We start from the raw sequence: 26,508 nt of genomic DNA, 5'->3' as shown, positions 1-26,508 counted from the left end.
GGAGCAACAGCGATCGGAAGAACATTTCACCCGGCTGCCTCTATCCCTCCATCATTAGTTCAACTCATTACGACTAACTGATGTTAAGGTTTTTGCAAGATTAATGCTGTTAAGGCGAGAATCCAGGGGAATAACGGCACTCACGACCGTTAGAATTTCGAAAGGGCTACTTTTCGTTAAATAGCGGCTGCTACAGCCGTTAGACTCCTCTCAGGCGTTAGTACCAGCCGGAAAGCCTGACCTTTTGCAGGAATTCATACTCGATTACATCAATGCAGGTAAGTCTTGGAAGGAAGAAAAAAATTCCCAATAAAAGAAAGGCTGCGCCATGCGTAAGATAGGGCTCCCATTTTTAACCACACTCTTCTTTCATGTTAGGGTTAGTGCATCGCTAGTGCCCTAAAAGCCCGCCCGGGTTTAGAAACCGGACGGGCTTTCTATGTCCGCCGCGTTCTATTTGAACACGGCGCGTTTCGGGTGGGCGTAGAGCTTCCAGCGAACCCAGGCGGTATTGAACAGCAGCAGGATGCCGGAGACGATAAAGAGGCCTTCGATGCCGATAAAGCCGGACAGGAAGCCGCCGATCAGCGAGCCGAGCATGTTGCCGAGGGCGAGCGTGCTGCTGTTGAACCCGAACGCGCGGCTCTCCATCCCGTCCGGGGTGTAAAAGCGGATGAGCGCATTAACGCTGGGCAGCAGACCGCCCATGAAGACGCCCATGAGAAACCGCACGAGGATAAGCTGCCAGACGGATTGCACGAACGCCTGCGGAATCAAGGTAATGGCGGCGCCGATCAGGCAGAAGGTCAAAATCCGGTGCGCTCCCACTTTGTCGCTGACGCGGCCGAGGATCGGGGAGGTGATCATGTTGGAGATCCCCGTTACGGCGCTGACGAAACCGGCCCAGAACGCCACGTCCGTAGGGACGCCGTGGAGCTTTTCCACATAGATCGGCAGCAGGGACATCGGGCTCAGCATGGCGAACTGCAGCAGGAAGGTCACGGCGAAGAGGGCGGTGAGCTGCGGCGTTTTGTTCAATTCAAGAAAGCCCTGCAGCACCGAGATTTGCGGTGTATGCGCCGCCTCTTCGCGGTCGAAGTTTTCCCGCACGAACAGCCAGGCCAGGACGGAGGCTAGGAACAGCAGGGTCCCGGTAATGTAAAAAATCGGGCGAAAGCCGACCCATTCCGCCAGTAGACCGCCGATCAACGGACCGAGAATGGTTCCCGCCACATTGCCGGACTGGATCGTCCCCATAGCGAAGCCCATCCGTTCTTTGGGCGCGGTGCCCGATACGAGCGCTACGGCGGCCGGGTTAAACCCGGAGATCGTCCCGTTCAGGAGACGCAGCACGAGCAAATGCCATGGCTGTGTGGCAAAGCCCATGAGCGAAATGACGATCGCCATGCCGAAGCCCGAGCGCAGCAGCATGATTTTTCGCCCGTATTTATCGGCAAGCTTGCCCCACAGCGGTTGAAAAATAAAGGATGTCGCAAAATTGGCGGCAAAAATCATCCCGGCCCAAATGCCGATCTCATGCTCACCTTGTACATGTAAGTTTCTGGCCAGGTACAGCGACAAGAACGGAGTGATCATCGTCATCCCCGCGTTGACCAGAAATGAGCCAAACCAAAGCACAATGACATTGACTTTCCACGATTTCAAAGTGCTTTCACTTCCTTTCCGGGTCCAAGCTTTTTTAAACAATTCTTATCAGTATATCACAAATCGACGGGCCGACTTGTCCGCAATGTCATACGATTGTCATCGGACAACCCGGTGTGACGGTTGTTACTTACTTTTAAAAAGGGCATAATATATAATAGAGATTTAAGATTGGAGGCTAGACTCGTGGCTTATAACGATCGGTTTATCCGCGCCTGCCGGAAGCAGGAGGTAGACCGTCTTCCGGTTTGGTACATGCGCCAGGCGGGAAGATATGATCCGGATTACCGCAAAATTAAAGAGAAATACAGCCTGCTTGAAATTTGCCGGCAGCCCGAGCTTGCGGCGGAAATTACGACGATGCCGGTGCGCAAGCTGGGCGTGGATGCGGCTATTTTGTATTCCGATATTATGAATCCGGTTGCTTCGATCGGCATCGACTTTGACATCGTGAAGAATATCGGACCCGTCATCGACAATCCGATTCGCACGCGCCAAGATATTGAGCGCTTAAAGCCAATCGACGTGGAGGGGGACCTTTCCCACATCCTGGAGACGATCAAGCTTCTGGATAAGGAACTGGAGGTGCCTCTGATTACTTTTGCCGGCGCACCCTTCACGATTGCAAGCTACCTGATTGAAGGACGTCCGTCAAAAAGCTACATACGCACGAAAAGCCTCATGTACGGTGAACCCGAACTTTGGGATAAGCTGATGGCCAAGCTTGGCGATATGGTCATTACGTATTTGCGGGCGCATGTGAACAGCGGCGGGAAAGCGTTTCAACTGTTCGACAGTTGGGTCGGTGCGCTCGCGCCGAAGGATTTTGAACGTTACGTCCTGCCTACGATTACCCGTATTTTTGCCGAACTTGGCGATTTGGATGTACCGAAAATCTATTTTCCCGGCGTTAGCTCCGGTGAACTCCTGCCCACCTTAACGAAAGTGCAAACGGATGTGATCGGGCTCGACTGGCGGGTAACGATTCCGGAAGGACGCCGGCGTCTGGAAGGGAAATTTGCCGTGCAGGGCAATCTCGATCCGTATATTCTAACCGCTCCGATGGATACGATTAAACTGTATGCCAAGGAGATTATCGATCAAGGGGTGGAGGCACCCGGTTTTATTTTCAATTTGGGGCATGGCTTATTCCCCGAGGCATCGCTCGAGAAGCTCCGCGAGTTAACCGATTTTGTTCATGAATATTCGGAGGAGGCTATCGCGCGTAGCGCCCACGCCATTTGATTTGAACAGGTATCATCACATGAACTTATAGAGGTGAAACAATCGTGACAACAACAAAAATCGGCGTGTTGGTCATGTCCTACGGCACGCCGCAAAGCCTGGATCAGGTGGAATCGTACTATACGCATATCCGGCGGGGGCATCCGCCTACGGCCGAGCAGCTCAAGGAGCTGAAGGATCGTTACGAAGCCATTGTCGGCGGGGTGTTTCCGCTGCGGGCCAATACGGATCATCAAGTGGCCTCGCTGCAGGAGACCTTGAACCGGCTCAATCCCCATAAGGATAAACAATTCGTTTGCTACCAAGGCTTAAAGCACGCGACGCCGTTTATCGAGGACGGGGTGGAGGCGATGGCGAAAGACGGCATTACGGAAGCGATCGGGGTCGTTTTGGCTCCGCACTACTCCGTGATGAGCGTCGGCGGTTATATCAAGCGGGCGGAGGCGAAGGCCGGGGAAGCCGGAATCGCCATGAAATTCGTACGCAGCTATCACCAGCATCCCAAGCTGATTGAAGCGCTCGCGAAGAGAGTGTCCGCGAAGCTGGATCTGTTCGAGGAAGCCGGAGCGGAGCGGGATAAAGTAAGAGTACTCTTCAGTGCGCACAGCCTGCCGGAACGCATTCTCGAAATGGGCGATCCTTATCAGGACCAGCTTATGGCCACATCGAAAGCCGTTGCCGAGCAAGCCGGCGTGACCTCCTGGCAGTTCACCTGGCAGAGTGCCGGCCGTACGGCCGAGCCGTGGCTGGGACCGGACATTCTCGATACGCTGCGCGCATTGAGTCTGGAGCAAATTGAGGACGTTCTGGTTGCGCCGGTCGGCTTTGTCTCGGATCATCTCGAGGTGCTGTATGACCTCGATATCGAGGCGAAAGCGATCGCCAAGGAGCTGGATATGCGGCTGGAACGCATCGACTCTTTGAACAGCGATCCGCTGTATATGGAAACGCTGAGCGATGTTGTTTTTCAGGCTTACGCCAAGAATTAAGAACTAGGAACAATCGGGCCCTTCGCTTAAAATAGGCGAGGGGTTCTATTTATTTCCGGTTAGCTGATATAATAAAATCAATCATGTTCAATCATGCAAGGCAAGTATGGGAAAAAAGGAGTAGAACATGTATCCACCACGTTCCGAGAAACACAAAAAGAAGAAGTCGGAAAAACAGCGGAGACAGATCCGCTTTTGGATGGGGGTCAACGTATCCCTGATTTTGATCATCGCGGTGTTGGGGCTGTATTACCTTCTTGGCGAACGCGAAAGGATCGGCAATCCAGGAACGGAGACGGGCAATGCGGCGGGTGCTCCGGCGGAAGAGCAAATGACCGGGAGCGGCGAAGCGAGCTCGGCCTCGAACGGATCTTCAAACGAAGAACAGGCTCCGGCGCAAGGGGACGGCGCCCCGGAAAATTCCGTGGACGATGAGCCGGCGGAGGACCCCGTGAAGGGGGACGAAGGTCAAACGGCAAAGGAAGAAAATTCGAATTCCGGAGCGGAGAGTGAACGGGAGGCCGATTCGGGGGAACGCTTGCTGATTCATTTTGCGGGGGATACGATCTTTTCGAGCAAAGTTGCCGAGAAGCTGGAAAAGGAAGGCTACGATTATCCTTACCGCTATGTAAAGGATTTGTTCCAGAATGACGACCTCAGCGTCGTGAATCTGGAAACCCCCGTGACCGATGGCGGGACGGCGGCCGAAAACAAGACGTTTGTGTTTAAGTCTTCGCCCAAGGCGCTCCCCGAACTGGCAAAAGCCGGCGTGGAGGCGGTCAATCTGGCGAACAACCATACCCTGGACCAAGGGGTGGAGGGGCTATTGGATACGATAGAGCATTTGAAGGAAAGTCAACTGCAATTTGTGGGCGCGGGCAAAAACAGTACGGAAGCCTACGCACCGGTATATATCAAGCGAAAAGGTATCGTGATCGCCCTGTGCGGCTTCACCCGCGTCATTCCCGAAAGCCATTGGACGGCCGGCAAAGGACCGGGGGTCGCGGCGGCGTACGATTCCACGCAGGCCGTGAAAGCGGTGGAGACCGCACGCAAGAAGGCGGACCTGGTGCTTGTCGCCGTCCATTGGGGCAAAGAGCGGACTACTAAGCTGGAGGAGCATCAAACTTCGCTGGCCCATCAGTTTATCGATGCCGGCGCGGATTTGGTGATCGGCGGTCATGCGCATGTTTTGCAAGGGCTGGAAAATTATAAAGGAAAATGGATCGCTTACAGTACGGGGAATTTTATTTTTACGAAATCCAAGGATCCGAAAACCTGGGAAACGGCCGTATTTGCCGCGGAATGCAGCCGCAGCGGGGATTGCGACTTGAAGCTGATTCCTTACAAAACCGAGCTCGGCCAGCCCGTGCCGATGACGGAGGAAGAAGGAGCCAAGCTGTTCAAAGAGTTGGAGGGCTACTCGCCCGGGGTCTCGATCGGTACGTCGGGAAAGGTAAGCTTGGCGAACGGCTCCAAATAAGTACACAGGGAGGGAGCGTGAGAGGATGTCCAACCTGTGCGTTGCTCACCGGGGATTTTCCGGCATTGCTCCGGAGAACACGATGGCCGCGATATCACTGGCGATGGAACAGCCTTTTGTACATTGGGTGGAAGTGGACGTTCAGCTGTCCAAAGATGGCGTTCCCTTGCTGATTCACGATTTCACTTTGAACCGTACGACCAACGGCCGGGGCCCGGTGAAGGACAAAACCTGGGCCGAGCTGCAGACGCTGGACGCGGGACGTTGGAAGTCCAAAGCTTACGCGGGGGAAAAGCTCATCAGCCTGGATCAGTTTCTGGATAAAATTCAAGGGCGGTTACGAGCCAATATTGAAATAAAAACGCAAGGCAACCTGTATCCGGGGATTGAGGAAAAGGTGATCGGCGCGATCAAAAAACGCCGGATGGAGCAGGACGTGGTGCTCACCTCCTTTGAACCCCGGATTTTGGCCAAGATCAAGGAAATCGGCCGCGGTGTCCGGACGGGACTGATTATCGACGGTTACCCGAAGGATTTGTTGCTGCGGCTGCAACTGCTGGAATGTACATTTCTCTCCATCGGTTACCGGCATTTGACCGCCGAGCTGGCCGCAAAGGCAGCCAAGCGGGGGATCGAGGTCATGGCCTGGACCCTGGATGACGCCCGCCGGATGCGTAAGGTGGCAGACCTGCATAAGGACATCCTCCTTTGCACCAACCGGCCCGAAGTGTGGCGGAAAGCGATCGGCGACCGGGAGGGACGGGAGAGTTCCTGAGAAGCCTTAAAGAGGCAGACCCTACTGTACAGAGAATTTGGGAGGCGTTAAGGGATGAACAAAATGATAGCGAACGTATACTGTGTCGGCCGAAACTACCGGCTGCATGCCGAAGAGCTCGGCAATGAGGTTCCGGCGGAGCCGATGATCTTTTTGAAGCCGTCGCATGCGGTCGTTTCGATGAACGGTACGGGGATTTCGCTTCCGGAAAACCGCGGGGAAATTCACTACGAAACCGAACTCGTTCTCCGGATCGGCCGTGCTTACGAGCCGGGCATGACGGTGGACGAGCTCGTCGATGTGATGGCTTTCGGCATCGATTTTACGCTTCGGGATGTGCAGAACGAATTGAAGAAGAAAGGCCATCCCTGGACGGCGGCCAAGGGTTTCAAAAACGCCGCTCCCCTGACGCCTTATCTCGCTTTTCCGGGGACGGAGCGGACGGCGGAGAAGGATTTTACCTTGCGTAAAAATGGAGAGGTTGTGCAGCGGGGGAATATTCGGAATATGATCTTTTCCCTACAGCAAATTGTGGATTATATCGCGGACCGATACGGTCTTGACGAGGGGGACCTGATCTTTACGGGAACGCCGGAAGGCGTGGGTCCGGTCGTTCAGGGGGATCGTCTGGAAATCGCATACGGCCCGGACTTGCTGGGCAGCTGTGAAATTGTGTCCGGTCCGCAGGCGAAAGCATGATCGATTGGATCATAGGGGCGCTGTGCGCCCTTTTGGTTTCTGGAGCGGCTTACCGCAAACGATCGCTGTCCCTCTCGGGAATGATCGCCGCTGCGGTGATGGGGACCGTGTATTATGCCGCGGGAAATCTGTTTTGGTTCGGTTTGTTGCTGCTGTTTTTTATCACGTCCACGGCATTCTCCAAATTTCGCGGGGACCGGAAACGGGAACTGGAGAAATCCTATGCCAAAAGCGGGCGCAGGGATGCCGGTCAGGTGTTTGCCAACGGCGGGATCGGGATATTGGCCTGCATCGGGAACGCGCTTTGGCCCGATCCCGCTTGGGCCTGGTTCTTCGTCGGCTCGATGGCCGCGGTGACCGCCGATACGTGGGCGACGGAGTGGGGCGGCCTAAGCAGGACGCCGCCGCGGTCGGTCCTGACCTGGAAGCCGCTTCCCGCAGGGAACTCCGGCGGCGTTTCGGGGCTGGGGAGCTTTGCCGCCCTGGTCGGAGCGCTGATGATCGGCGGGGCCGCCCAGGTTTTGCTGGACTTGACGGCAGGCGGGAGCGGGGCGTATGAAACCGCCTCCTACTTCGCGTCCTTGTGGCGCTGGACCGTGATCGGCGGCGTATCCGGCTTTGCCGGCGCCTTTGCCGATTCCCTGCTGGGGGCGACCCTGCAGCGGATGCAGCGCTGCCCGGTATGCGGCAAGAGCGTGGAAGTGGGGGTCCATTGCGGCACTGCTACCTTGCCGCTGCGGGGGTTGCGCTGGATGAACAACGATGCCGTGAATGTGCTGAGTGCCCTGGCGGCGGGCTTCATCGCCTGGGGGCTTGGCGTCATGCTGACTTAGAAAGTGGGAAAAACGATGAATATTTTGACAGTGGAACAACTCGGAAAAAGCTATGGCGAGAAGGTCTTGTTTCAGGACGTTTCCTTCGGCATGGATGAATATAATAAAATCGGCGTTATCGGCGTGAACGGGACCGGCAAGTCGACGTTTCTGCGCGTCATTGCCGGCCTGGAGCCGGCGGACGAAGGGAAGGTGTCGGTGAACCGAGATACCCGGATCACCTTTTTGGCCCAGAATCCGGAGTATGATCCGGGGATTACTGTACTGCGGGCCGTCTTTCAGCACGGCGGACCGGAACTGCAGGCCGTCTCTTCCTATATGGAAGCGATCGAGGCGCTGGAGCTGCATCCGGAGGACGCCGCGCTGCAGTCCAAAGTCTCGAAGCTGAGCCAGGAGATCGACCGGCTGGGGGCTTGGAACCTGGAGAGCGAGGCCAAGAGCGTCTTGTCCCGGCTCGGCATTACCGAGTTCGGAAGGAAGATCGGCGAGCTCTCCGGAGGGCAGCGGAAACGGGTTGCCTTGGCCTCGGCGCTGATCATCCCCTCGGAGCTGCTCATTATGGACGAGCCGACCAACCATATCGACAACGATTCGGTGGCCTGGCTGGAAGCCTATTTGCAAAAGCGTCGCGGCGCGCTGCTGCTGATTACGCACGACCGGTATTTCCTGGATCGCGTATGCAATGTGATGCTGGAGCTGGATCACGGGCGTTTGTTCCGCTACGAGGCGAATTACAGCCGTTTTTTGGAGCTGAAAAGCGAGCGCGAGGAACGGGAGGCGGCGTCGGAGCAAAAGCGGCAAAATCTGCTGCGCAATGAGCTCGCCTGGATCCGGCGCGGCGCCAAGGCTCGCTCGACGAAGCAGAAGGCCAGAATCGAGCGGTTTGAGAAGCTCCAGAACATAAAAGTGGAGCACAAAAGCGACGCGCTGGACATCTCCGTGGCTTCGACCCGTCTGGGCCGCAAAATCGTCGAAATCTCCGGGCTGCGCAAGTCGGCGGACGAACGCCTGCTGATCGGCGAGCTCACTTATGCGGCCGTGCCCGGCGACCGGGTCGGGATCGTCGGGCCGAACGGCAGCGGCAAATCGACGCTCCTGAACATGATCGCCGGCCGCGTGCGGCCGGATGCCGGTGAGATCGAGCTGGGGCAAACCGTCAAGCTGGGGTATTTTACCCAGGAGCATCAAGAGATGGACGGAAAGCAGCGGGTCATCGAATACATTAAAGAGGAGGCGGAGGTCGTCGAAACCGCGGACGGCACGAGAATTACGGCCGCCCAAATGCTGGAGCGGTTTCTTTTTCCTCCGGCGATGCAGTGGACGCCTATCAGCAAGCTGTCCGGCGGGGAGAAGCGCAGGCTGTTTTTACTCCGCGTACTGATGGGCGCCCCGAATGTGCTTCTGCTGGACGAGCCCACCAACGATCTGGATATCCAGACGCTGACCGTTCTGGAGGCTTATTTGGACGAGTTTCCGGGGGCCGTGTTCGTAGTATCCCATGACCGCTATTTTTTGGACCGGACGGTGGACAAGATCTTTGCGTTTGAAGGCGGCGGCAGGGTGGCGATTCACGCCGGCGATTATAGCGATTACGAAGAGCGCACGCAAAGCGCTCTGTCCGCGGCAGCCGCCGATCCGGCGGCGAAGCCGGGAACGGATGGCGGGGCGGGACGCAAGGACGGCGGAAAGCGGGAAGAGGCTCCGGCCGTCTCGGGGAGCGGCGGGGCTGCGGGAAGCGTCAAGGATCCGTCCCGCGGGGAGAAGCTGAAGTTCAGCTATAACGAGCAGCGGGAGTACGATACGATTGATGAAAAGGTCGAAGCCGCCGAACAGCGGCTGGCTGCGCTGACCGAGGCGATGGCTGAGGCCGCCAGCGATGCCGTCAAGCTGCAGGAACTGATGCGTGAGCAGCAGGAAGCGGAGGCAGAGCTGGAGCAACTGATGGACCGCTGGGCCTACCTGAACGAGCTGGCGGAAAAGATCGAAAAGCAGCGAAACGGCTAGGGCCCCCTTCCCACTTCTGGAAAACAATGTTACACTGGACTGAAGATATTCTATTCCTTGAAATGGTGGTGAGGAGATGGATATGTTCGGTGGCTTCGACGGACCGAACCGGCCTTATATGAACGCTGTAGATGAGGACGCCGCCAAAAGCAAATTCAAGGCAAACGAGCGGCGTCTGCACCGATACGGTCCTCCGGGGTTCGTGCGCGAATCCGTCAATTTGCTTATTGCGGTCGGTGCTTTGGTGGTTGTGTTTTATTTGATCAAATGGTTGGGTTGATCGTCAATAAAAAACGGTCTCCGTCCCGCAGCCTTTAAAGAAGCTGTGAGACGGAGACCGTTTTTGTTTACCGCTGCGGCCCGTTCCCTTTGAAGGGGCAAGTGAATAAGGGCTTTAAACGGAGCTATTTTGTCGAAACCGGCTTAGCGCTATGAAATAGCGGACTTTTTGGGTCTTATTGTTGGGAAAAAGCGGGGCAACCCTGATTTCGGGGCCCTCCCCAGGGGGAATAAGGTCCTTTTTGACCTCTATTATTCCCGGGGAACCGAATCGGATCGAAATAGCGCCCCAAAAGACACTAGCGATGCACTAACCCTAACATGAAAGAAGAGTGTGGTTAAAAATGGGAACCCTATCTTACGCATGGCGTAGTCTTCTTTTTCTTAGGAAATTTTCTTTTTTCTCCCAAGACTTACCTGCATTGATCTAATCGAGTATGAATTCCTGCAAAAGTCAGGCTTTCCGGCTGGGACTAACGCCTGAGAGGACTCTAACGGCTGTAGCAGCCGCTATTTAACGAAAAGTAGCCCATTCTAAATTCTAACGGTCGTGAGCGCTGTTATTCCCCTGGATTCTCGCCTTAACAGTTAACAGCCTGTTTATGCGAAAATAAGCGCCGTGGCGGCCGTTAGCTATGGGAAATCGGCGTTTTCAGGACAAATAACGGCTGTGGCAACCGTTAGCGTTAATTTTCGTCTTTCTTGCAAGGCTGCTCATGCGCCGGCGGTTAGGGAAATGGGGCACGCCGGATCCAACTCGCCACACCGAGGCGACAAGTTACAAAATAGCCAGCACCCTGTCAGGTTTGATGCAACTTCAACTTCAGTGCTCAAAAAGCTGTTATATAGTCAAATTAAAGAATTAGCAATAATCATGAGTATCGGCTGCGATCGGAAGAACCTTTCACGTGGCCTTACAAGCAAATCAATAGTTACCTGATCGCAATAATTTGACGCAAGTCCCGGGAATCTCCGTACAGCTTCGTCTCTGCCGCGTTCATTTGCGCGGATCCGTCCCCGTCCAGGAAGATGCCTTCCTTGGCGCTGCCGGGGGCGATTTCCTCCTGTACCGCTTCCCGGAAGGCAGCGGCGGTGCATAGGTCCGGGGTGACGATCAACCATAGCGTCCCCGTCCCGTGATAAACGAGACCGGAGCGGAGCCGCTTCTCGTCCGGGTTCGGCAAATGCTCCCGCTGCATGGCCGCCTCCCAGCCGGCTTCGTCCCCCAGGTTCATGCTGACCCCGCCTTGAGCCAAATACCGGCTACGGTCCCTCACCCCGATTTCATCGGCCGAGGAGACAACCTGCACCGAGAAGGCGCCGGCGGCTTCATCCCAGACGAGCGTTCCGCGCGGATACTTCTCGTTAAACCAGCCGGAGCCGTACGCTCCGGCCGGGCCGCTGACCGGCTTGTCGCCGTTCACGGCAATCGATAAGACGGCTTCCCGATAAAAGAAGCCGCCATTGATGCCGTACACGCGGTAGCTGCCCAGCGGCCGGTCGGCGGCCCGAAGCTCCACACGCTCCGGGGACACCGCCATCGCATGAAGCTTGACGCCGTTGTCCGCCCGTGTCTCCTGGTAGACGTAATGGTGCGGGAGAATAAACCGGCTGCCCCAATATTGCATCAGCAGAACGGCCAGGAAGAGAAGGGCGGCCGAACCGAGGGCCGCTCCCCATCGCTTAAGGTCAGTCGGCCACATAGGCGGCAAGCAGCTTCGCGGTATTGACGATCGCCTGCTTATGCGTTCTTTCCATGGCGTGGGAAGCATGAACGCCGGGGCCGATCAACGCGGCCCGGATGTTGTGCCCGCCGCGCAGGGCGGCGGAGGCGTCCGATCCGTAATGCGGATAAATATCGACCGCATATGGGATATTCAGCTCCTTGGCCAGCCCGATCAGTGTTCCGGTCATCTCGTAATCGTACGGACCGGAGGAGTCTTTGGCGCAAATAGAGACATCGGTCTCCTTGCAGCCAAGGTTGTCGCCCATGGCGCCCATGTCGACGGCGATCATCTCGTTTACGCCTTCCGGAATCCAAGCGGCGCCGTGCCCGACTTCCTCATAGTTGGAAATGAGGAAGACCAGATCATGCCGCGGCGTCCAGCCCTCCCGCACGCTCGATTCCAGCAGGCCGAACAGCGCGGCGACGCTCGCTTTGTCGTCCAGGTGGCGTGATTTCACGTAACCGCTTGGCGTAATAACAGCCCGGGCATCAAAGGAAATGAAATCCCCTACCGATATCCCCAGCTTCAGGACGTCCTCCCTGGATTCGACCAGCTCGTCGATCCGCACTTCCATGTTTTTCTCTTCCCGTTTGAAATCCCGGGCATCGGAGTATACGTGCACGGAAGGGTGGGAGGTCAGGATCGTTCCTGTATAAACCTTTCCTCCGCGCGTATGGATTTGACAGTACTCGTTTTCGATGCTCGCCATTATGAAGCCGCCGACGGAGGTAATGGCCAGCGTCCCGTTGGCATTGACGGCGCGAACCATGGCGCCGAGCGTGTCCACATGGGCGCTCAAGGCGATCGTCCGCGAAGAATCCTTCCCTTTCAGACTCAACAAGGCTCCGCCTTTTTCGTTTTGGGAGAAGGCGATGCCCAGTTTGTCCGCTTCCGAGCGGATCAGTTTCATGATGTCATGGGTAAATCCGCTGGGGCTCGGGGTATCGAGCAGCCGCTTCAGCAGGTCCAGAATATAGGACTCGTTCGGTTGAATTTGCATGAGTAAACCTCCATGAATTATTGAGGGCCATCCGTTTTAGCGGATGGCGAGTCTTCCTGCTTTTCGTCAGGGGCCACGGGCTCGGGAAAAACATAACCCGTAGCCTCTTGAATATGTACAAGCTTGGCGTTGAGGATTTTAATTTCCTTTTGCAGCCGATAACTGCGATAGATTCCGAAGGCCCCGACGATGATGCCGCCGAGCAGCGTGGAACCTAAGATCAGCAAAATCAAAGGCAGACTGAATGAGCCGAACAGCAGATTGACCGGCACGGGATCGACATTGATTACGGCAAAGACAGCCGTGATCAGCGCAAACACCATACCCAGGATCAAAGACCATTGAATTTTCATGAGGATGCACCTCCTTCTACTAGACAGTATAAAATCCCCTGCCCGCAAGGAGCAAGGGATTCCCTGAAAATGCACTTCTTATTTCGTCAACTTCTCCATCTGTTCGATAATGTCCTCAAATACGCTCATCGCTTCGCGGATCGGCTCCGGCGAGGACATATCCACGCCCGCCTTGCGCAGGATGTTGATCGAGAAGTCGCTGCCGCCGCTTTTCAGGAAGCCGAGGTAGCGATCGACCGCCGGCTGCCCCTCCTCGAGGATTTGCTTCGAGAAGCTGGTGGCCGCGGAGAAGCCCGTAGCATATTTGTACACGTAAAAACTGGTGTAAAAATGCGGAATCCGGGCCCATTCCATTTCGATGTCCCGGTCCACGTTCATCTCCGGTCCGTGATATTTCACGTTGAGATCGTAATAGATCGACGAGAGCTCCTGCGGGGTCAAGGATTCACCGGCCTCGGCCCGCTCGTGGATGATCTTCTCGAATTCGGCGAACATCGTTTGACGGAACACGGTCGTCCGGAACTGGTCCGCATAGTAGGTGAGCAGGTACATTTTTTGCTTCGGATCGGTCGCATGCTTCAGCAGGTAATCCATCAACAGCGCTTCATTCGTGGTCGAGGCAACCTCGGCCAGGAAGATGGTGTACTGGGCATCCCGGTATTTTAAGGCTTCATCGGAAAAATAACTATGCAGCGCATGCCCCATCTCGTGAGCGAGAGTGAACATGCTGTTCAGGTTGTCTTTGTGATTCAGCAGTACATAAGGGTGAGTGCCGTATGCGCCCCAACTGTAGGCGCCGGTCCGTTTGCCTTCGTTCTCGTAGACATCGATCCAGCGTTTGTTAAAACCGCTCTGCAGCACGCTCAAATAATTCTCGCCGAGCGGCTTCAACCCTTCTTCAACCATGTGCTTGGCATCTTCATAGGAGATGTCCCATTTATATTCTTCCACCAGCGGCGCGAACAGGTCGTACATATGAAGTTCGTCAACCCCGAGCAGCTTCTTGCGCAGCTTCATATAGCGGTGAAGCAGCGGAAGACTCTCATGAATCGTATCGATCAGGTTGGTATAAACTTCTTTCGGAATATTGTCGCCGTAAAGGGACATTTCCAGAACGGAAGGATATTTCCGTACCTTGGCGTAAAACATGTTCTTGTTCACGTTGGCGTTCAACGTAGCCGCGATGGTGTTCTTTTGTTTGCCGTAGGTTTCGTAGACCGCTTTAAAAGCCCGGCGCCGGACGTCACGGTTCGGGTTCTCCAAAAATTGAATATAGCTGCCGTGGGTCAGCTCGACTTCATTCCCGTTTTCGTCCTCAATCTTCGGAAACTTTATGTCCGCGTTATTGATCATGCCGAAAATATGCTGCGGAGCTTGCGACAAATTGCCGACCTGAGCGAGCAGGGCTTCCTCCGTTTTGCTTAGGACATGGGCTTTCTCCCGCTTGATTTCCTGCAGCGTGAATTTATAATCGGCCAAATCCGGGTTCTTGATCAGCGCATCCAATTCGCTCTCGGGGAGCGACAAAATTTCCGGCGTAATGAAGGATAATGCTTCGCTGACTTCCACGTTCAGCTTCTTGGCTTTTTGAGTCAACGCCTGGTATGTAGGGTTTGTGGTGTCCTGATCGTGATTCAGGTGAGCGTAGACATAAAGGCGCTCCAGACTTTCGGAAATTTCGTCCTCCAGAGCGAAAACGGCTTTGATCTTCTCGGGACTGTCCAGCTTGCCCTCATAGTCGGCAGCCTTTTTCTTAAGTTCTTTTAAGGCTTCATAAGATTGGTCCCAGGCCTTTTGGTCGGGAAACATGTCTTCCAGTTTCCAGGTACTTTCCATTTTTACTTCGGAACGTTTTGGTAATGTGCTCATTGGAATCCTCCTTTGGTTTGGGTAAGCTGAGGCGTTTGCCGCCGATTGCGCCGGGGCTGCGCTGCCGGGCAAGCCCGCGGTCGTGAGGCTGGCGGCCAGCAGGAGGGAGAGAAGGCGATATTTTTTCATAGAAACAGGAACCTCCCTAATTCTAGAGACATTTCCCTATCATGCCCTCTGCCGGCTGCCGTTATTAATATTTAAGTGCCCATGGTGAATAAACTGTAGATCATCAGAATAAACGCTGCCGCGATCATGATGACCGCGGTTAAGGCGAACCCGCGCCTAAACCGGGGCGGGATATTGTTTTTGCTCAAAATCAGCACGACGCCCAGCGCAAAAGCGCAGACAATAAAAATAAAGAGATTGGAATTATCCATGTATTGACTCCATTCAAACAATTTAGGGCGGTCTGTCCCGTCTTACCGTGGCCCGGCCATTAAACCTGTTTAAAGGCGTTCATGATGTCACGCCATTCTTCTTCCCGATCCGTGAAATCCTCTTTAGGGAAACGGTGTTGCGCCCATTGCATTAACGCGGGACGGCTCAAAAACGTATGGGATTCCTCGCCCCACTGGTCCGAGATTTCCCGGAGTATGATGTATTTTCCCTGAACTTCTACGGTCATCATATTCCATTTGTCTTTTTTATATATTTCGTGTTTTTTGATCATGATAACGACTCCGTTCTTTGGCGGTTAGACTGCCTATTTCATGGAAATATTTTTATGTAAAATGATACCTCAGGCCATGCAGGAAAGCAAACGATACCGCTATCCTTGGAGAATAAATATGCGTGAAACTTCACCGAAAATGACACGTTGCAATGTGTGGGGGCATAGAGTATAATATGGGTATTCGTCAATGATGACGATTATTTTTAGGAGGTTGTTCATTTGAAAGGTACAGTTAAATGGTTTAACGCAGAAAAAGGCTATGGCTTCATCCAAGTTGAAGGCGGCGAAGACGTATTCGTTCATTTCTCCGCAATTCAAGGAGAAGGTTTCAAAACTCTAGAAGAAGGCCAAGCTGTTGAGTTCGAAATCACCGACGGCAACCGTGGTCCTCAAGCTGCTAACGTAATCAAATTATAAGCTCAATTCCGGTCTGCCGGATCACTTATAAAGTTTGGTTCCAAGCACGATAATGAAAGGCACAGCTCTATATGGGCTGTGTCTTTTTTTGAATATGCCCGGCATGTACGGTAGTGTAAGAGAACAGGGGTTAGCCCTCCTCCTGCTCGATTATAATTGTTGTAATCTGAAAAAATACATAACTTCATTAGAATTGGTGACAGGCTGCTGTCACTGATCTTTTGTTAAGCTGGTAACAAACCGGGAGGGAATCATTGAGATGAAGCGGATGGACCGGATGATGGCGATTATGATGGCGCTGCAGCAGCGAGCGGAGACAGCCCAGTCTCTTGCCGACAAGCTGGAGGTTTCCAAGCGGACTGTGCTGCGGGACATGCAGGCCCTGTCGGAAATGGGGGTGCCCCTGTATGCCATTTCCGGCCCGGGCGGGGGCTACCGGCTGATGGAGGGCTACCGTCTGGAACCGCTGCAGTTGACCTCGGACGAGGCGCTGACCTTGTTGATGGCGCTGGACGGGATGGCCAAGTACAGCGATGGTCCGCTCCGGCAGGCGCGTTGGACGGCGGCCGACAAAATCCGTTCGGCGCTGCCGGAAGGGACGCTGGGCGAGGTTACCCCGTGGCTCGCGCATATCGGGCTGGAGGTGCCGGACCGCCGGAGCAGGACGCCGCACTTGGACACCCTGTTCCGGCATGCGGCAGAGGGAAGCTGGGTCCGGGCAATGTACCGGTCCCAGCGGTACCGCCGGGAGCTGCACCTCCGTCCGGTCCGCGTCTATGCGGCCTACGGCTTCTGGTACTGCGTGGCCGAATCGCCGCTTCACGGGGAGCGGCGCACGTTCCGCGTGGACCGGTTCGAGGAGGTGTGCACGGCGGAGCCTCCGGAAGCGGCGGAGGCCACAGGGACGCGGGGGGCGTCTGACAGCGCGGCGGAGGCCCGGGCGAGGCGTTCGGCAGATGCGCCGGCGGACTGCGACGGCGCTTCCCTCTCAACTGCCGCGGACCCGGCTCCGATTCCCGTAGCCGCCCGGCTGACTTACCGCGGAGCGCTGCTTGCGGAGCAGGATCCCGATATCGGGCACCTCGTCAAGCAGACGGACGATGAGGTTTGGGAACTGGCTTTCGCATGCCCGCCCTCGGAGTGGGATTGGGCGGTCTCGTTTTTTTATGGAATGGGGCTGGATGCCGAGGTCCTGGAGCCCGCCGCGTTGCGCATCGCCCTGAGAGAGCGGGCGCAATCCGTTGCGGCCAGATATGCCCAGGCCGCGGATGCCCCTCAACTTTAACCGATGGAGGCGATCTCTTAATGAACGGATTAATTACGGATGTATTGGAACGAGGCGGGGAGTTTATTTACCGCCACGCCCGTTTGCTGGACCGGATGCGGTATGCCTATGATTTTGAAAACGGAACCAAAGAGCAGGTGCTCGGCGCCTTAAGGCCTTACCAGAACGGGGATGGCGGCTTTGGAAATGGACTGGAGCCGGATATGCGCTGCCCGGACAGTCAACCGGTGACGACGGAAACCGCCCTGATGGTCATCCGGGAAGTCGACGGCTGGAACAGCGAACTGATGGACGGCATTTTAAAGTATTTAAAAGAATTGACGCTGGAGGGCGGGGGGTTCCCGCGAGCGACGACGGCCGTCAACGCCTATCCGCACGCGCCTTGGTGGACGACGGAGAAAGACGGCGTTCCGTCATTGAACCCGACCGGAAGCATTCTAGGGATGCTAATGTCTCAGCGGGTGAGAATCGACTTTTTTGAGGAAGACTGGTTCCGGTCTAGCGTCGAATACGTATGGCGAAGCCTGGAACGGTCGCTGCCCGGCGATTATCATGACGCAGCCCAGTGGATCGCGTTTCTGGAGCATGTGCCTGATCCGGAAGGCCGGGGAGCCGATTGCCGCAAGCGTCTGGATGAATGGCTTACGGGACCCCAAGGCATCGAAAAGGATCCTCACGCCCAGGGCTACGTTCATAAGGTGCTCGATTATGCGCCGGCTCCCGGATCCTATGCTTCCCGTTTGATTTCGTCCGAGGAGATTACGCTCCATTTGAACTGGCTGGTTGGGGAGCAGCAAGAAGACGGCGGGTGGAATATCAGCTTTCCGGCGGTCAGCCCGGCGGGAGAGCAGGAGTGGCGCGGCTGGTTGACGGTGCAAAATCTGAAGACCCTCAGAGCGTACGGGGTTATTTAATTCCGCTGCCGGGCGTTGATACTGGACATAGGCGTATAAATAAGCGAAGGTTTAACGGGAGAACATCCCCTTAATAGTCGAAAGCGCAGCCAACAGGCTTACTTCCCTTCCGGGGAGTAAGCTTGTTGGTTTTTCCGAAGCCGTTACTGTGCTTTCGTGTTGCTCGTCCGGGAAGCGCCCTCCCCCGCCGTCCGCACCCGCGGCCCCCGGTAGAAATATCGGCTCGCAAAGCCGATGCCGGCCAGCAAGGCGAACGCCATGGCGACGAGGTAGAAGTTGTGCCGCCCGAACTGCTCGAAGAGGACGCCGCCGAACGTACCGCTCAGCAGTCCGGAGGCGCTCGACCAGGCGATGGTGAACAGCGCCATTCCCGTCGCGCGGTAATGGTCGGGGATCAGCCGGGTCAACATCCGAATGGAGGTGACGTAAAACACCCCGAAGGAAAGGCTGTGCATCAGTTGGATGGCGATGATCGCCCCGGCCGAATCCGCCGCGCTGACCAGAAAGAAACGGGCGGCAAAGATCAGGCTGGCGAAAACGAGGAGCGGGAGCTCTTTGATTTTTTCACCGTAAAGGCTGAGCAGAATGAAGATCGGGATCTCCGACAAGGAGGAGGCGAGCTGCGACCAGCCGATCAATTTTTCACTGGCGCCGAGCTGGTTTAAGGTCACCGTCAGGAAAGCATCGTTCATCCGCACGGCGATGGCTAGGGAAAACACGCAGCCGAAAAACCAAAGCAGCTCCTTCTGTTTCAAAATGCCCCAGATCCCGGACATATCCATTTTTGCGACCGGGCTGTCCTGGTCCTTGATGAATAACGTGATGAACAGCGCGATCGCGGCGATCCCGATGGCTACCCACATTGTCCGGGAGGATCCGATTATAGCCAGGACATAGCCGATAAACAGGGCGAAAAAGGCGTAGCCGATCGAGCCGAAGATCCGTACGGTCAGAAAATGCCTGTTATGCCGTTTGGCCGCGTTGATGGCGATTGTATCGGACAGCGGAAAAGCCGGGTAATAGAAAAAGTAGTAAATCGTAATGACGGCAATAATGACGGAAAATTGAGTCGACACCGAAAGCAGTGCGCTCATGACCATCTGCCCGATGAGCAGCAACAACATAATTTTTTTGATCGTCCGGTACTTGTCGCTGGCGATGCTCCAGAACAGGTTCGCTACGAGCGAAATCATCGGGCCCAAGGCGTAGAGCAGTCCGATTTGGCTGCTGGAGAATCCGAGCTTGGCATAGAATAAAGGAAAGTAGGACGCAACAAGCACACTCGTGCCGAATATAGTAAATGTAAAGGCTCGAAGCCATGGAAGCTCCGGCCGAGAGGTCGGGGAGGGGGTCATTTTATCGCTAAGCTCCATTTCGTAAATTCATGATCAGGAATTAAAATGGGAAGATTAGGCCTAGTATAGCATAAACTCGCAAAAAAAGAGTCTAGTAACCTTGCTGGTTCTGTGTATAATATGAGGCATATGCGAAAGGCGAAATTTGCATGCTCCGGAGGGATGAAGAATGAACGGTTCCTGCTTTTTCTACGACGAGCGCCTCGGGATTCACGTTCCTTCGCTGGACCGGCCGTTTGAAGAGTATAGGCCCGGGGAGCGGCTGGCCATGATTGAATTTTGGGAGGATACCCGCGGGCGGATTCCGGAGAAAGTCAAAACTCTGGAACGGGAAATCGAACGCAAGCTGGCGCTAATGAGCGATGAGGGCGATTTTCAGGCCAGCTGCAGGCTGAACGGAGAAATTGCCGAGCTGGCCAGCATCATCAACGATTTGCATATTTGGTATCGGACGACGCAAGAGGAGCCAGCGATTTCCGGCAAAAGTCACTTGTGATTTTGTTTATTTGTGCAAAAAGTTGGATCATATTATAATATAGTATGATTTTTATCATGCATTACTTGATGATGTAGTGGAGGCAGGCCATTGATAGAACTGGAGCAAAGCCGAAATCAGTTTCCGAAAGAACCGATCCGGTTGATGAGCCGAGTCTATAAGTTCGTTCTTCCCGGAGTGCGGAAGGAACTGGATGGCTGGAGACAGGAAGCGGGGGCGATTCCCGACCCTGAGCTGAGAAGACAAGCTCTGGCCAGCATCGCGACAAAGAAATTTCATTGTCAGGGCGGCTCGGTGTATGCCGCGGCGAATTTGGCTCAGCGCGATGTTTTGATCCCCTTAATCGTGGCGTTTCAAACGATCAGCGACTACCTCGATAATTTGTGCGACCGGAGCACGTCGATGGATGAGCACGACTTTCGTCTGCTTCATCAGAGCATGCTTGACGCGGTGAATCCTTCTTCGGAAGTGCGGGATTACTACGCGCTGCGGGAGGAGAGCGACGATGGGGGCTATCTTCTGCATCTTGTGCAAACCTGCCGTTCCAATATTCTCAATCTCCCCGGATATGCGGCGGCGAAGCCGTATATCATGGATCTGGTAGAATTGTATACCGATCTTCAGGTGTACAAGCATATCGCTCCGGACCGCCGGGAGAAGGCGTTGGTCCATTGGTGGGAGCGGCACAAGCAGCGGACGCCTCATTTGCGCTGGAACGAGTTCGCCGCGGCGACAGGTTCCACGTTGGGGGTATTTATGCTGTTTTTGGCAGCGAGCAACGCCGATCTGGATGCAGCAAGCGCGGAGATCATCCAGCGCTCCTATTTCCCTCATGTTTGCGGATTACATATTATGCTCGATTACCTGATTGACCAGGCGGAGGATGAAGTAGGCGGAGATTTGAACTTTTGCAGCTATTATGAGAACAAAGAAACGATGCTGAAGCGGATCGCGCTTATTGTTGAGGGAGCCCGCCGGGACATTAAGCGGCTTCCGGCCTCTTCTTTTCATCGGATGATCATCGAAGGGTTACTTGCGCTTTATCTGTCGGATCCGAAAGTAAGCGAGCAGCGTGAAATCCGGGATGTGTCCAGGCAGTTGATGAGAAGGAGCCCGTTGATGCGGTTGTTCTTTTTCGCCAACAGCCTTTGGATTCGCAAGCAGCGTCTTTAATAACAATTAGGAGGAAAATTCATGTCAGCAGTTAAAAAAATCGCAGTCCTCACCAGTGGAGGAGATTCCCAAGGCATGAACGCGGCGGTGCGCGCCGTAGTTCGCAGCGGCCTGTTCTACGGTCTGGAGGTGTTCGGTATCCAGCGCGGTTATCAAGGGCTGTTAAACAATGATATCTTCTCCATGGATATCCGCAGCGTCGGCGACATCATCCAACGCGGGGGCACGATTCTCCAATCCGCCCGCTGTCTGGAGTTCAAGACGCCGGAAGGCCAGCAAAAGGGCGCGCAAATTCTGCGGGACCGCGGCATCGACGGTCTGGTCGTTATCGGTGGAGACGGGTCCTACCAAGGCTCCGAGAAGCTGAGCAAGCTGGGCATCAAGACGATGGGCTTGCCGGGGACGATCGATAACGATATTTCGTTTACGGACTACACGATCGGTTTCGACACGGCCGTCGGCATTGTGGTGGATGCGGTGAATAAACTGCGGGACACGATGTCCTCCCATGAGCGCGCTTCGGTCGTTGAGGTCATGGGCCGTCATTCCGGGGATATCGCCCTCCATGCCGGGCTTGCGGCGGGAGCCGAAACGATCCTGGTTCCGGAAGTACCGTTCGATTTGAATGAAGTGGCGGACCGCATGAAACAGAACTTCGACAACGGCAAGAGACACAGTATCGTGATCGTGGCCGAAGGTGTCGGAACGGGCGAAGAGGTCGTTCAGGCGATCAAGAAACGTCAACCTTCCGTAGAGCCTCGGGCGACCGTGCTCGGTCACATTCAGCGCGGCGGATCGCCTACGCCGTTCGACCGCAATCTGGCCAGCCGCTTGGGCGACTTTGCCGTACGCAGCCTGATTGCCGGCGAATCGAACAAGGCCTGCGGCATGATCGGCGGCGAAATGGTGCTGACGGATATCGAGAAGGTGGTTTCCACCAAGAAGGAATTTAGCATGGAGCTGTACGAACTGGCTTCGCGTCTGTCGCAGTAAGATTGACAGCATCTTAAACGATCGGATATAAAAAAACGGCTTCCCTTGTCATTCGAATGACTTGGGAAGCCGTTTTTTATGCATATGCGTTAATGCGGGGATTTACGCGCCGAGTCTAAGCTCCATCCGCCTTTGGATCACGAACAACCGCCGCAACAGCAGGATGGCTGCGACGCCCAGTCCGGTAATCAGGCCGATCCAGTAGCCGTAAGGGCCAAGTTTCGTGAAGTTGGCCAGCCCGTAGCCCAGCGGAAGCCCGATTACCCAGAAGGCCAGCAGCGTGATCCAAAAGCCCGGATTGACGTCCTTGTAGCCGCGCAGCACTCCTTGCACCGGCGTGGCGATCGCATCGGAGATTTGAAAGAAGATGGCATAAACCAGAAAATGCGAAATCAGGGCAATGACTTCCGGTTCACTGGAATATAAACCGGCGACACCTTCGCGGAATACCATCAGTATGGCGGCGGTCAAAAGCGAGAGACACGCAGCCGTAAGGATACCCAGCACACCGTATTGCTTGGCATCCTTGAGTCGCTTGGCGCCGGTTTCGAAACTGACGAGGATCGTCAAGGCCAGGCAGATGCTGAGCGGGATCATGTACAGCGTTGAAGCGAAATTGTTGGCGGCCTGATGCGCCGCGATCGTCCGGGTGTCGAACCGGCTCATCAGCAGCGTCACGGCGGCGAAGACAGCCGTTTCAAAGAAGATGGCAAAGCCGATCGGCACGCCGATCTTCATCAGTTCTTTCCACTTTGCCAACGAGATGGCATGAAATTTGCGGAAAACGCCGTAATCCGCGAACGGCTGCATTTTGTGTACGATCCCCAGCGCAAGCAAAAAAATGCACCAATACGTAAAAGCGGTAGCGATGCCGGAGCCGATGCCCCCGAGGCGCGGAAAGCCGAAACGGCCGAAAATCAGTACGTAACCGGCGCATACATTTAACGGGAGGGACACCAGCGTGATCAGCATCGAAACCCGGGTTTGGCCCAACGAATCGATAAAGGAGCGGATGACGATATAGCCGAATAAAGGTAAAATACCGGTTGACAGGGCTACAAGGAAATAGAAGGCGACATGATGGACCTTTGGTTCAAGGTGCATCCCGTTCAGGATCGGAGAGATCAGCAATCCGCCGGCTATGAGAACGACTAGACTGACCGCAACGGCCAGCCAAAGAGCTTGCATCACATGGTATCCGACCTTGTTTTGCTGCCCGCCTCCGACCAATTGGGAGACGATCGGTGTGATCCCCATCAGAATGCCGCTTAGTCCGGTTTGGACCGGAACCCAAATGCTTGATCCGATGGCGGCCCCGGCCAGGTCGGCGGGGCTGGCGTGGCCCGACATCGTCGTATCGAAAAAGGTCATCAGCGACATGGTTACCTGGGTCACCAGAATAGGCAGCAAGATTTTTAGAAACTGTATGTATTTTTGTTTCAAATTTTGGGTTTCTTTCATTTCGCAAGACTCCATTTCACTGAATCAGGACCCGGGGAGATTTCCCGGGTCCTGGATTGTGGTTATGATCCGTTCAAATTCCGATCTAGAAATCAACGCCTTCAGTATAGCGGTTGGAGGCATTCCATAACAGATATTCATCGATGTTCATTTCGTTCAAGGCGCGGATCTGTTCCTGCACTTCGTGCTTTCCGTATTTTGTATAATGGCCCTTACCCAGCCAACTCGCCGTGAAATCCTGAATCCAAGGACGGATAATAGGCTGTTCTTCGCCAAGAGCCGCCAGTTTCTTCTGCGTATCCGCAACCGCCCCTTTGATCGTTTGGTATGGCGCCTTATCGGGGTCCTTGGCATTAAACCAGCCGGTTGTATAATGGCTTGGATAAATCATCGGGCAAATGATATTGACCTGGTCCGAAATTTTAACGAAATCCTGGCCGATTCCCTCGGCGGCGGGGACGGAGGCGGCATACCCAAAAATATCGACGGAAACTTTGATGCCGAGCGGCTCCAGTTGTTCCCGGGCGTATTTCACAAAGGCCGCAACCGTATCGATCCGGCTCAATTCGTTTTTCGTATATTTTAGAGTATCGGCACGCTTCTCGAAACCTTCAGGAAAACGGACATAGTCGAACTGAATTTCCTTGAAACCGTGTTTGGCCGCTTCTTTGGCAACCTCTATATTATAGTCCCAGACTTCCTTGCTATACGGGTTGACGAATCCGTCTCCGTTGCCATTCGTCCAAACGCTGCCATCGCTTTTTCGAAACGACAGTTCCGGGTTTTTTTTCGCCAGGATCGTATCCTTGAACACGACGACGCGGGCGATCGGGTAAATCTCGTGTTTATTCAGCCGCTCCATCAACCCGTCAATATCCCGAATAAAGGGCTGCGGCTTGCCCAGTTTCTGCAAGTTCGGATTGTCGGTTTTGTAAGTGATATAACCGGCATCGTCCTTGATATCGATCACCATGGCGTTCAGTTCCGTGCTGTCCAGCAGGTTGATCAGTTTGTTCAGGCGCTCACCTCCCGCACTATAGGCGGTGACATAGATCCCTTTAACCTTTGGGGCATCCACCTGAGCCGATATCGCTGCCTCGGTCGGGGGCAGAGGATTTTCCCATCTGCCTTGCGCCAGATTTGCCGCGAAAGTATGATAGGATGATTGAAGGATAGCCTGAATCTGGCCTCTTTCGGCCTGTTCCGCGGGAGGATTTCCCCCATGGGTCCCCAAGGCCAGAAGCAAAAGTGTCCAGATGATATTCATAATTTTCTCTCCCTTAGTTTACGCTCGTTTTTGATTATATCCGATGAAGGGCATACAGAAAGAACAGCTTTGTCACCATTTTTCGCACCCGTTTCTTTTGATTTTTAAACGTAAAGCTCTTCTACTAAACTTGCAAATTATGAATTTCTCTGGGAAAAATGTTGACGCCAGAAAAAAACAAGACCGCTTCTCCCGCACTTTGACGGAAGAATCGGCCTTGGAAGAACCGTTTATTTCAATGTAGATATGCGCTGTTTTGATGCTCACAAATGCTCAACTGGATAATTTCCATGGCATCTTCCGGTTCCAGGATAGTCAGACCATCGCGCAGGATGATCATGGAGTTCAGTTCCTTTTGATTCAAAAAAGGCAGCATATCCGGGAACCACTTCATGACGATTTGTTCCAGTTTTACCGTTTCTGCTTCCACATCCATCACCCTTTCCACCAAGAATCATTCTTTGCCGGAATCATTCCTAAATCGGAAAAGCCTAAATCCTGTGAAATCGAGGTAAATCGGACACCGTATGGAGTTGACGAAGGAACCGCTTGTTATTAGTATACCACAAAGCGCGGTAAATGGAACGGCGTGCTAGGGGGGGCACGAAGCTTATCGTCTCCGGAAGGAGCCCATAACGCCGACGGTTTCGACGATATTTACGAACGCGCCGGGATCGGTTTTTTTGATGATTTCCCTTAATTCAGCCAACTCGTAGCGGGTGGTGACGGTCATGAGCATATCTTTTTCCTTATGGGAAAATGCTCCCTCCGTCCGGATTTTGGTGACTCCGCGAGGGCGGCAAAGGAGTTGTTCGAGAAGTTCATCGGTTCTGTCGGTAATGATAAACAACGTAACCTTGGTATGATTGATGTAAATTAAATCCAGCACTTTTCCGACCAAGTATATGGACACCATGGACGCCAACGCCAGATTCCAGTTGCCTTCCAGATAGCCCATCGCCAGAATAACCAAGGCGTTCAGGCCGACCAGAATGCTCCCCACCGGAAAATCTCGAGAGCGGGTTACGATAGAGCCCAAAATGTCAAATCCCCCGGAGGAACCGCCAACACGGAAGGAAATGCCGCTGCCGATCCCGACCAGGATCCCGCCGAAAACGGCCGATAATAATACGTCGGAAGCCAGCGGTTTTTCGGGGATCATCTCCATCATCCAAGTGACGCCGGCGACGGAGAGAATACTTAAACCCACGAACCTTTTGCCGAGTAAGAACCACCCGGCTACCAGGATCGGTATGTTATAAGCCAAATACATAACGCTGATGCTAAGCGGAGTAAAATAACCGGTCAACATGGCAAGGCCCGAGACGCCGCCGCTGAGCAAATGATGCGGAACAAGGAACAAGTTGAAACCGGAGGCGATAAATGCCGCTCCAATCAAAATGACCACAGTGTTCCTGATTTCCTTGAACACAAAATTTCACCTCACGTTAATCTGGAAGTATACCAACCTGCTTGCTGGTATTCTTGTTTCGTTTTGTGCTATAATGTTTGAGATATTCTTGAGTAGGGATCCATTTCCAATTTTAAAC

Annotated in this window: 26 protein-coding genes; 14 read left to right on the top strand and 12 right to left on the bottom strand. The window is 54.4% G+C overall.

Annotated features, from left to right (window positions below):
• Window positions 1-453: 453 nt before the first annotated feature.
• Window positions 454-1,665 carry an MFS transporter gene (locus tag V4U84_RS03520; RefSeq protein ID WP_334076235.1) on the bottom strand — a complete coding sequence of 404 codons (1,212 nt, stop codon included), beginning with the start codon at window positions 1,663-1,665 and terminating at the stop codon, window positions 454-456.
• A gap of 186 nt (window positions 1,666-1,851) precedes the next feature.
• Here V4U84_RS03520 and hemE point away from each other — a divergent pair, with 186 nt between their 5' ends.
• From hemE to V4U84_RS03480, 8 genes are all read left to right on the top strand, one after another.
• A complete protein-coding gene (gene hemE, locus V4U84_RS03515; RefSeq protein ID WP_334076236.1) occupies window positions 1,852-2,910 on the top strand; it encodes a uroporphyrinogen decarboxylase in 1,059 nt (352 codons plus the stop codon).
• A gap of 44 nt (window positions 2,911-2,954) precedes the next feature.
• On the top strand, window positions 2,955-3,899 hold the full coding sequence (hemH, locus tag V4U84_RS03510) for a ferrochelatase (RefSeq protein ID WP_334076773.1): 945 nt from the start codon (window positions 2,955-2,957) through the stop codon (window positions 3,897-3,899).
• A gap of 127 nt (window positions 3,900-4,026) precedes the next feature.
• Window positions 4,027-5,382, top strand: coding sequence for a CapA family protein (locus V4U84_RS03505; RefSeq protein WP_334076238.1), 1,356 nt, complete (start codon window positions 4,027-4,029; stop codon window positions 5,380-5,382).
• A 25-nt stretch (window positions 5,383-5,407) separates the two neighbouring features.
• Window positions 5,408-6,157, top strand: a complete 750-nt coding sequence (locus V4U84_RS03500) for a glycerophosphodiester phosphodiesterase (protein ID WP_334076772.1) — start codon at window positions 5,408-5,410, stop codon at window positions 6,155-6,157.
• A 54-nt stretch (window positions 6,158-6,211) separates the two neighbouring features.
• The gene (locus V4U84_RS03495) at window positions 6,212-6,856 is read left to right on the top strand and encodes a fumarylacetoacetate hydrolase family protein (protein WP_334076240.1); all 645 of its coding nucleotides are present in this window, start codon (window positions 6,212-6,214) and stop codon (window positions 6,854-6,856) included.
• Window positions 6,856-7,689: a DUF92 domain-containing protein gene (locus V4U84_RS03490; protein WP_334076780.1), complete on the top strand. Its 834-nt coding sequence runs from the start codon at window positions 6,856-6,858 to the stop codon at window positions 7,687-7,689. Before V4U84_RS03495 ends, V4U84_RS03490 begins: the two co-directional genes overlap by 1 nt.
• A 15-nt stretch (window positions 7,690-7,704) precedes the next feature.
• Complete coding sequence (locus V4U84_RS03485; RefSeq protein ID WP_334076771.1) at window positions 7,705-9,693, top strand: ABC-F family ATP-binding cassette domain-containing protein; 1,989 nt, start codon at window positions 7,705-7,707, stop codon at window positions 9,691-9,693.
• 76 nt (window positions 9,694-9,769) lie between these two features.
• On the top strand, window positions 9,770-9,973 hold the full coding sequence (locus tag V4U84_RS03480; protein WP_334076242.1) for a hypothetical protein: 204 nt from the start codon (window positions 9,770-9,772) through the stop codon (window positions 9,971-9,973).
• Window positions 9,974-10,904: 931 nt separating this feature from the next.
• Here the strand turns inward: V4U84_RS03480 and V4U84_RS03475 are convergent.
• The 6 genes from V4U84_RS03475 to V4U84_RS03450 form a co-directional block, all read right to left on the bottom strand.
• Complete coding sequence (locus tag V4U84_RS03475; protein ID WP_334076770.1) at window positions 10,905-11,675, bottom strand: hypothetical protein; 771 nt, start codon at window positions 11,673-11,675, stop codon at window positions 10,905-10,907.
• Window positions 11,662-12,699, bottom strand: coding sequence for a M42 family metallopeptidase (locus tag V4U84_RS03470; protein ID WP_334076769.1), 1,038 nt, complete (start codon window positions 12,697-12,699; stop codon window positions 11,662-11,664). Before V4U84_RS03470 ends, V4U84_RS03475 begins: the two co-directional genes overlap by 14 nt.
• A gap of 17 nt (window positions 12,700-12,716) precedes the next feature.
• Window positions 12,717-13,052, bottom strand: a complete 336-nt coding sequence (locus tag V4U84_RS03465) for a LapA family protein (protein WP_334073358.1) — start codon at window positions 13,050-13,052, stop codon at window positions 12,717-12,719.
• A 78-nt stretch (window positions 13,053-13,130) separates the two neighbouring features.
• Entirely contained in the window at window positions 13,131-14,921 is a 1,791-nt protein-coding gene (pepF, locus tag V4U84_RS03460) for an oligoendopeptidase F (RefSeq protein ID WP_334076768.1), read from the bottom strand.
• Between the two features lie 200 nt (window positions 14,922-15,121).
• Window positions 15,122-15,301 (bottom strand): hypothetical protein, encoded by a 180-nt coding sequence (locus V4U84_RS03455; RefSeq protein WP_334073356.1) that lies wholly within the window; start codon window positions 15,299-15,301, stop codon window positions 15,122-15,124.
• Between the two features lie 59 nt (window positions 15,302-15,360).
• The gene (locus V4U84_RS03450; RefSeq protein WP_334076767.1) at window positions 15,361-15,594 is read right to left on the bottom strand and encodes a hypothetical protein; all 234 of its coding nucleotides are present in this window, start codon (window positions 15,592-15,594) and stop codon (window positions 15,361-15,363) included.
• Window positions 15,595-15,816: 222 nt separating this feature from the next.
• Between V4U84_RS03450 and V4U84_RS03445 the strand changes: the two genes are divergently transcribed.
• The 3 genes from V4U84_RS03445 to V4U84_RS03435 all read left to right on the top strand — a co-directional run bounded on the left by V4U84_RS03445 (window position 15,817) and on the right by V4U84_RS03435 (window position 18,213).
• Window positions 15,817-16,014: a cold shock domain-containing protein gene (locus V4U84_RS03445; protein WP_009222768.1), complete on the top strand. Its 198-nt coding sequence runs from the start codon at window positions 15,817-15,819 to the stop codon at window positions 16,012-16,014.
• 259 nt (window positions 16,015-16,273) lie between these two features.
• Complete coding sequence (locus tag V4U84_RS03440; protein ID WP_334076766.1) at window positions 16,274-17,299, top strand: helix-turn-helix transcriptional regulator; 1,026 nt, start codon at window positions 16,274-16,276, stop codon at window positions 17,297-17,299.
• A 20-nt stretch (window positions 17,300-17,319) separates the two neighbouring features.
• Window positions 17,320-18,213 carry a hypothetical protein gene (locus V4U84_RS03435; RefSeq protein WP_334076765.1) on the top strand — a complete coding sequence of 298 codons (894 nt, stop codon included), beginning with the start codon at window positions 17,320-17,322 and terminating at the stop codon, window positions 18,211-18,213.
• 143 nt (window positions 18,214-18,356) lie between these two features.
• Here the strand turns inward: V4U84_RS03435 and V4U84_RS03430 are convergent, their stop codons facing one another.
• Complete coding sequence (locus V4U84_RS03430; RefSeq protein ID WP_334076764.1) at window positions 18,357-19,568, bottom strand: MFS transporter; 1,212 nt, start codon at window positions 19,566-19,568, stop codon at window positions 18,357-18,359.
• A gap of 169 nt (window positions 19,569-19,737) precedes the next feature.
• On the opposite strand from V4U84_RS03430, the gene V4U84_RS03425 reads away from it, so the two are divergent.
• The 3 genes from V4U84_RS03425 (at window position 19,738) to pfkA (ending at window position 22,230) form a co-directional block, all read left to right on the top strand.
• On the top strand, window positions 19,738-20,064 hold the full coding sequence (locus V4U84_RS03425) for a hypothetical protein (protein ID WP_334073351.1): 327 nt from the start codon (window positions 19,738-19,740) through the stop codon (window positions 20,062-20,064).
• Window positions 20,065-20,154: 90 nt separating this feature from the next.
• Window positions 20,155-21,237, top strand: coding sequence for a tetraprenyl-beta-curcumene synthase family protein (locus tag V4U84_RS03420; RefSeq protein ID WP_334076763.1), 1,083 nt, complete (start codon window positions 20,155-20,157; stop codon window positions 21,235-21,237).
• A gap of 21 nt (window positions 21,238-21,258) precedes the next feature.
• On the top strand, window positions 21,259-22,230 hold the full coding sequence (gene pfkA / locus V4U84_RS03415; protein WP_334076762.1) for a 6-phosphofructokinase: 972 nt from the start codon (window positions 21,259-21,261) through the stop codon (window positions 22,228-22,230).
• Window positions 22,231-22,332: 102 nt separating this feature from the next.
• Here pfkA and V4U84_RS03410 read toward each other — a convergent pair whose 3' ends face one another.
• The 4 genes from V4U84_RS03410 to V4U84_RS03395 all read right to left on the bottom strand — a co-directional run bounded on the left by V4U84_RS03410 (window position 22,333) and on the right by V4U84_RS03395 (window position 26,390).
• The gene (locus tag V4U84_RS03410; protein ID WP_334076761.1) at window positions 22,333-23,691 is read right to left on the bottom strand and encodes an MATE family efflux transporter; all 1,359 of its coding nucleotides are present in this window, start codon (window positions 23,689-23,691) and stop codon (window positions 22,333-22,335) included.
• Between the two features lie 85 nt (window positions 23,692-23,776).
• On the bottom strand, window positions 23,777-24,958 hold the full coding sequence (locus V4U84_RS03405; protein ID WP_334073347.1) for a putative glycoside hydrolase: 1,182 nt from the start codon (window positions 24,956-24,958) through the stop codon (window positions 23,777-23,779).
• 235 nt (window positions 24,959-25,193) lie between these two features.
• Window positions 25,194-25,394 carry a hypothetical protein gene (locus V4U84_RS03400; RefSeq protein ID WP_211373256.1) on the bottom strand — a complete coding sequence of 67 codons (201 nt, stop codon included), beginning with the start codon at window positions 25,392-25,394 and terminating at the stop codon, window positions 25,194-25,196.
• A gap of 174 nt (window positions 25,395-25,568) precedes the next feature.
• Complete coding sequence (locus V4U84_RS03395; RefSeq protein WP_334073346.1) at window positions 25,569-26,390, bottom strand: YitT family protein; 822 nt, start codon at window positions 26,388-26,390, stop codon at window positions 25,569-25,571.
• Between the last annotated feature and the right edge of the window lie 118 nt (window positions 26,391-26,508).

The organism is Paenibacillus sanfengchensis (assembly GCF_036864765.1).
Lineage (GTDB): Bacteria > Bacillota > Bacilli > Paenibacillales > Paenibacillaceae > Fontibacillus > Fontibacillus sanfengchensis.
The sequence above is the reverse complement of the archived record's forward strand: the minus strand, read 5'-3'. Positions and strand labels throughout refer to the sequence as shown.

Excerpts from the sequence above, each read along its gene's own strand:
- V4U84_RS03505 (WP_334076238.1), top strand. The coding sequence starts at position 4,027 with ATGTATCCACCACGTTCCGAGAAACACAAAAAGAAGAAGTCGGAAAAA.
- V4U84_RS03500 (WP_334076772.1), top strand. The coding sequence starts at position 5,408 with ATGTCCAACCTGTGCGTTGCTCACCGGGGATTTTCCGGCATTGCTCCG.
- V4U84_RS03495 (WP_334076240.1), top strand. The coding sequence starts at position 6,212 with ATGAACAAAATGATAGCGAACGTATACTGTGTCGGCCGAAACTACCGG.
- V4U84_RS03485 (WP_334076771.1), top strand. The coding sequence starts at position 7,705 with ATGAATATTTTGACAGTGGAACAACTCGGAAAAAGCTATGGCGAGAAG.
- V4U84_RS03480 (WP_334076242.1), top strand. The coding sequence starts at position 9,770 with ATGGATATGTTCGGTGGCTTCGACGGACCGAACCGGCCTTATATGAAC.
- V4U84_RS03475 (WP_334076770.1), bottom strand. The coding sequence starts at position 11,675 with ATGTGGCCGACTGACCTTAAGCGATGGGGAGCGGCCCTCGGTTCGGCC.
- V4U84_RS03470 (WP_334076769.1), bottom strand. The coding sequence starts at position 12,699 with ATGCAAATTCAACCGAACGAGTCCTATATTCTGGACCTGCTGAAGCGG.
- V4U84_RS03465 (WP_334073358.1), bottom strand. The coding sequence starts at position 13,052 with ATGAAAATTCAATGGTCTTTGATCCTGGGTATGGTGTTTGCGCTGATC.
- pepF (WP_334076768.1), bottom strand. The coding sequence starts at position 14,921 with ATGAGCACATTACCAAAACGTTCCGAAGTAAAAATGGAAAGTACCTGG.
- V4U84_RS03455 (WP_334073356.1), bottom strand. The coding sequence starts at position 15,301 with ATGGATAATTCCAATCTCTTTATTTTTATTGTCTGCGCTTTTGCGCTG.
- V4U84_RS03450 (WP_334076767.1), bottom strand. The coding sequence starts at position 15,594 with ATGATCAAAAAACACGAAATATATAAAAAAGACAAATGGAATATGATG.
- V4U84_RS03440 (WP_334076766.1), top strand. The coding sequence starts at position 16,274 with ATGAAGCGGATGGACCGGATGATGGCGATTATGATGGCGCTGCAGCAG.
- V4U84_RS03435 (WP_334076765.1), top strand. The coding sequence starts at position 17,320 with ATGAACGGATTAATTACGGATGTATTGGAACGAGGCGGGGAGTTTATT.
- V4U84_RS03430 (WP_334076764.1), bottom strand. The coding sequence starts at position 19,568 with ATGACCCCCTCCCCGACCTCTCGGCCGGAGCTTCCATGGCTTCGAGCC.
- V4U84_RS03425 (WP_334073351.1), top strand. The coding sequence starts at position 19,738 with ATGAACGGTTCCTGCTTTTTCTACGACGAGCGCCTCGGGATTCACGTT.
- pfkA (WP_334076762.1), top strand. The coding sequence starts at position 21,259 with ATGTCAGCAGTTAAAAAAATCGCAGTCCTCACCAGTGGAGGAGATTCC.
- V4U84_RS03410 (WP_334076761.1), bottom strand. The coding sequence starts at position 23,691 with ATGAAAGAAACCCAAAATTTGAAACAAAAATACATACAGTTTCTAAAA.
- V4U84_RS03405 (WP_334073347.1), bottom strand. The coding sequence starts at position 24,958 with ATGAATATCATCTGGACACTTTTGCTTCTGGCCTTGGGGACCCATGGG.
- V4U84_RS03400 (WP_211373256.1), bottom strand. The coding sequence starts at position 25,394 with ATGGATGTGGAAGCAGAAACGGTAAAACTGGAACAAATCGTCATGAAG.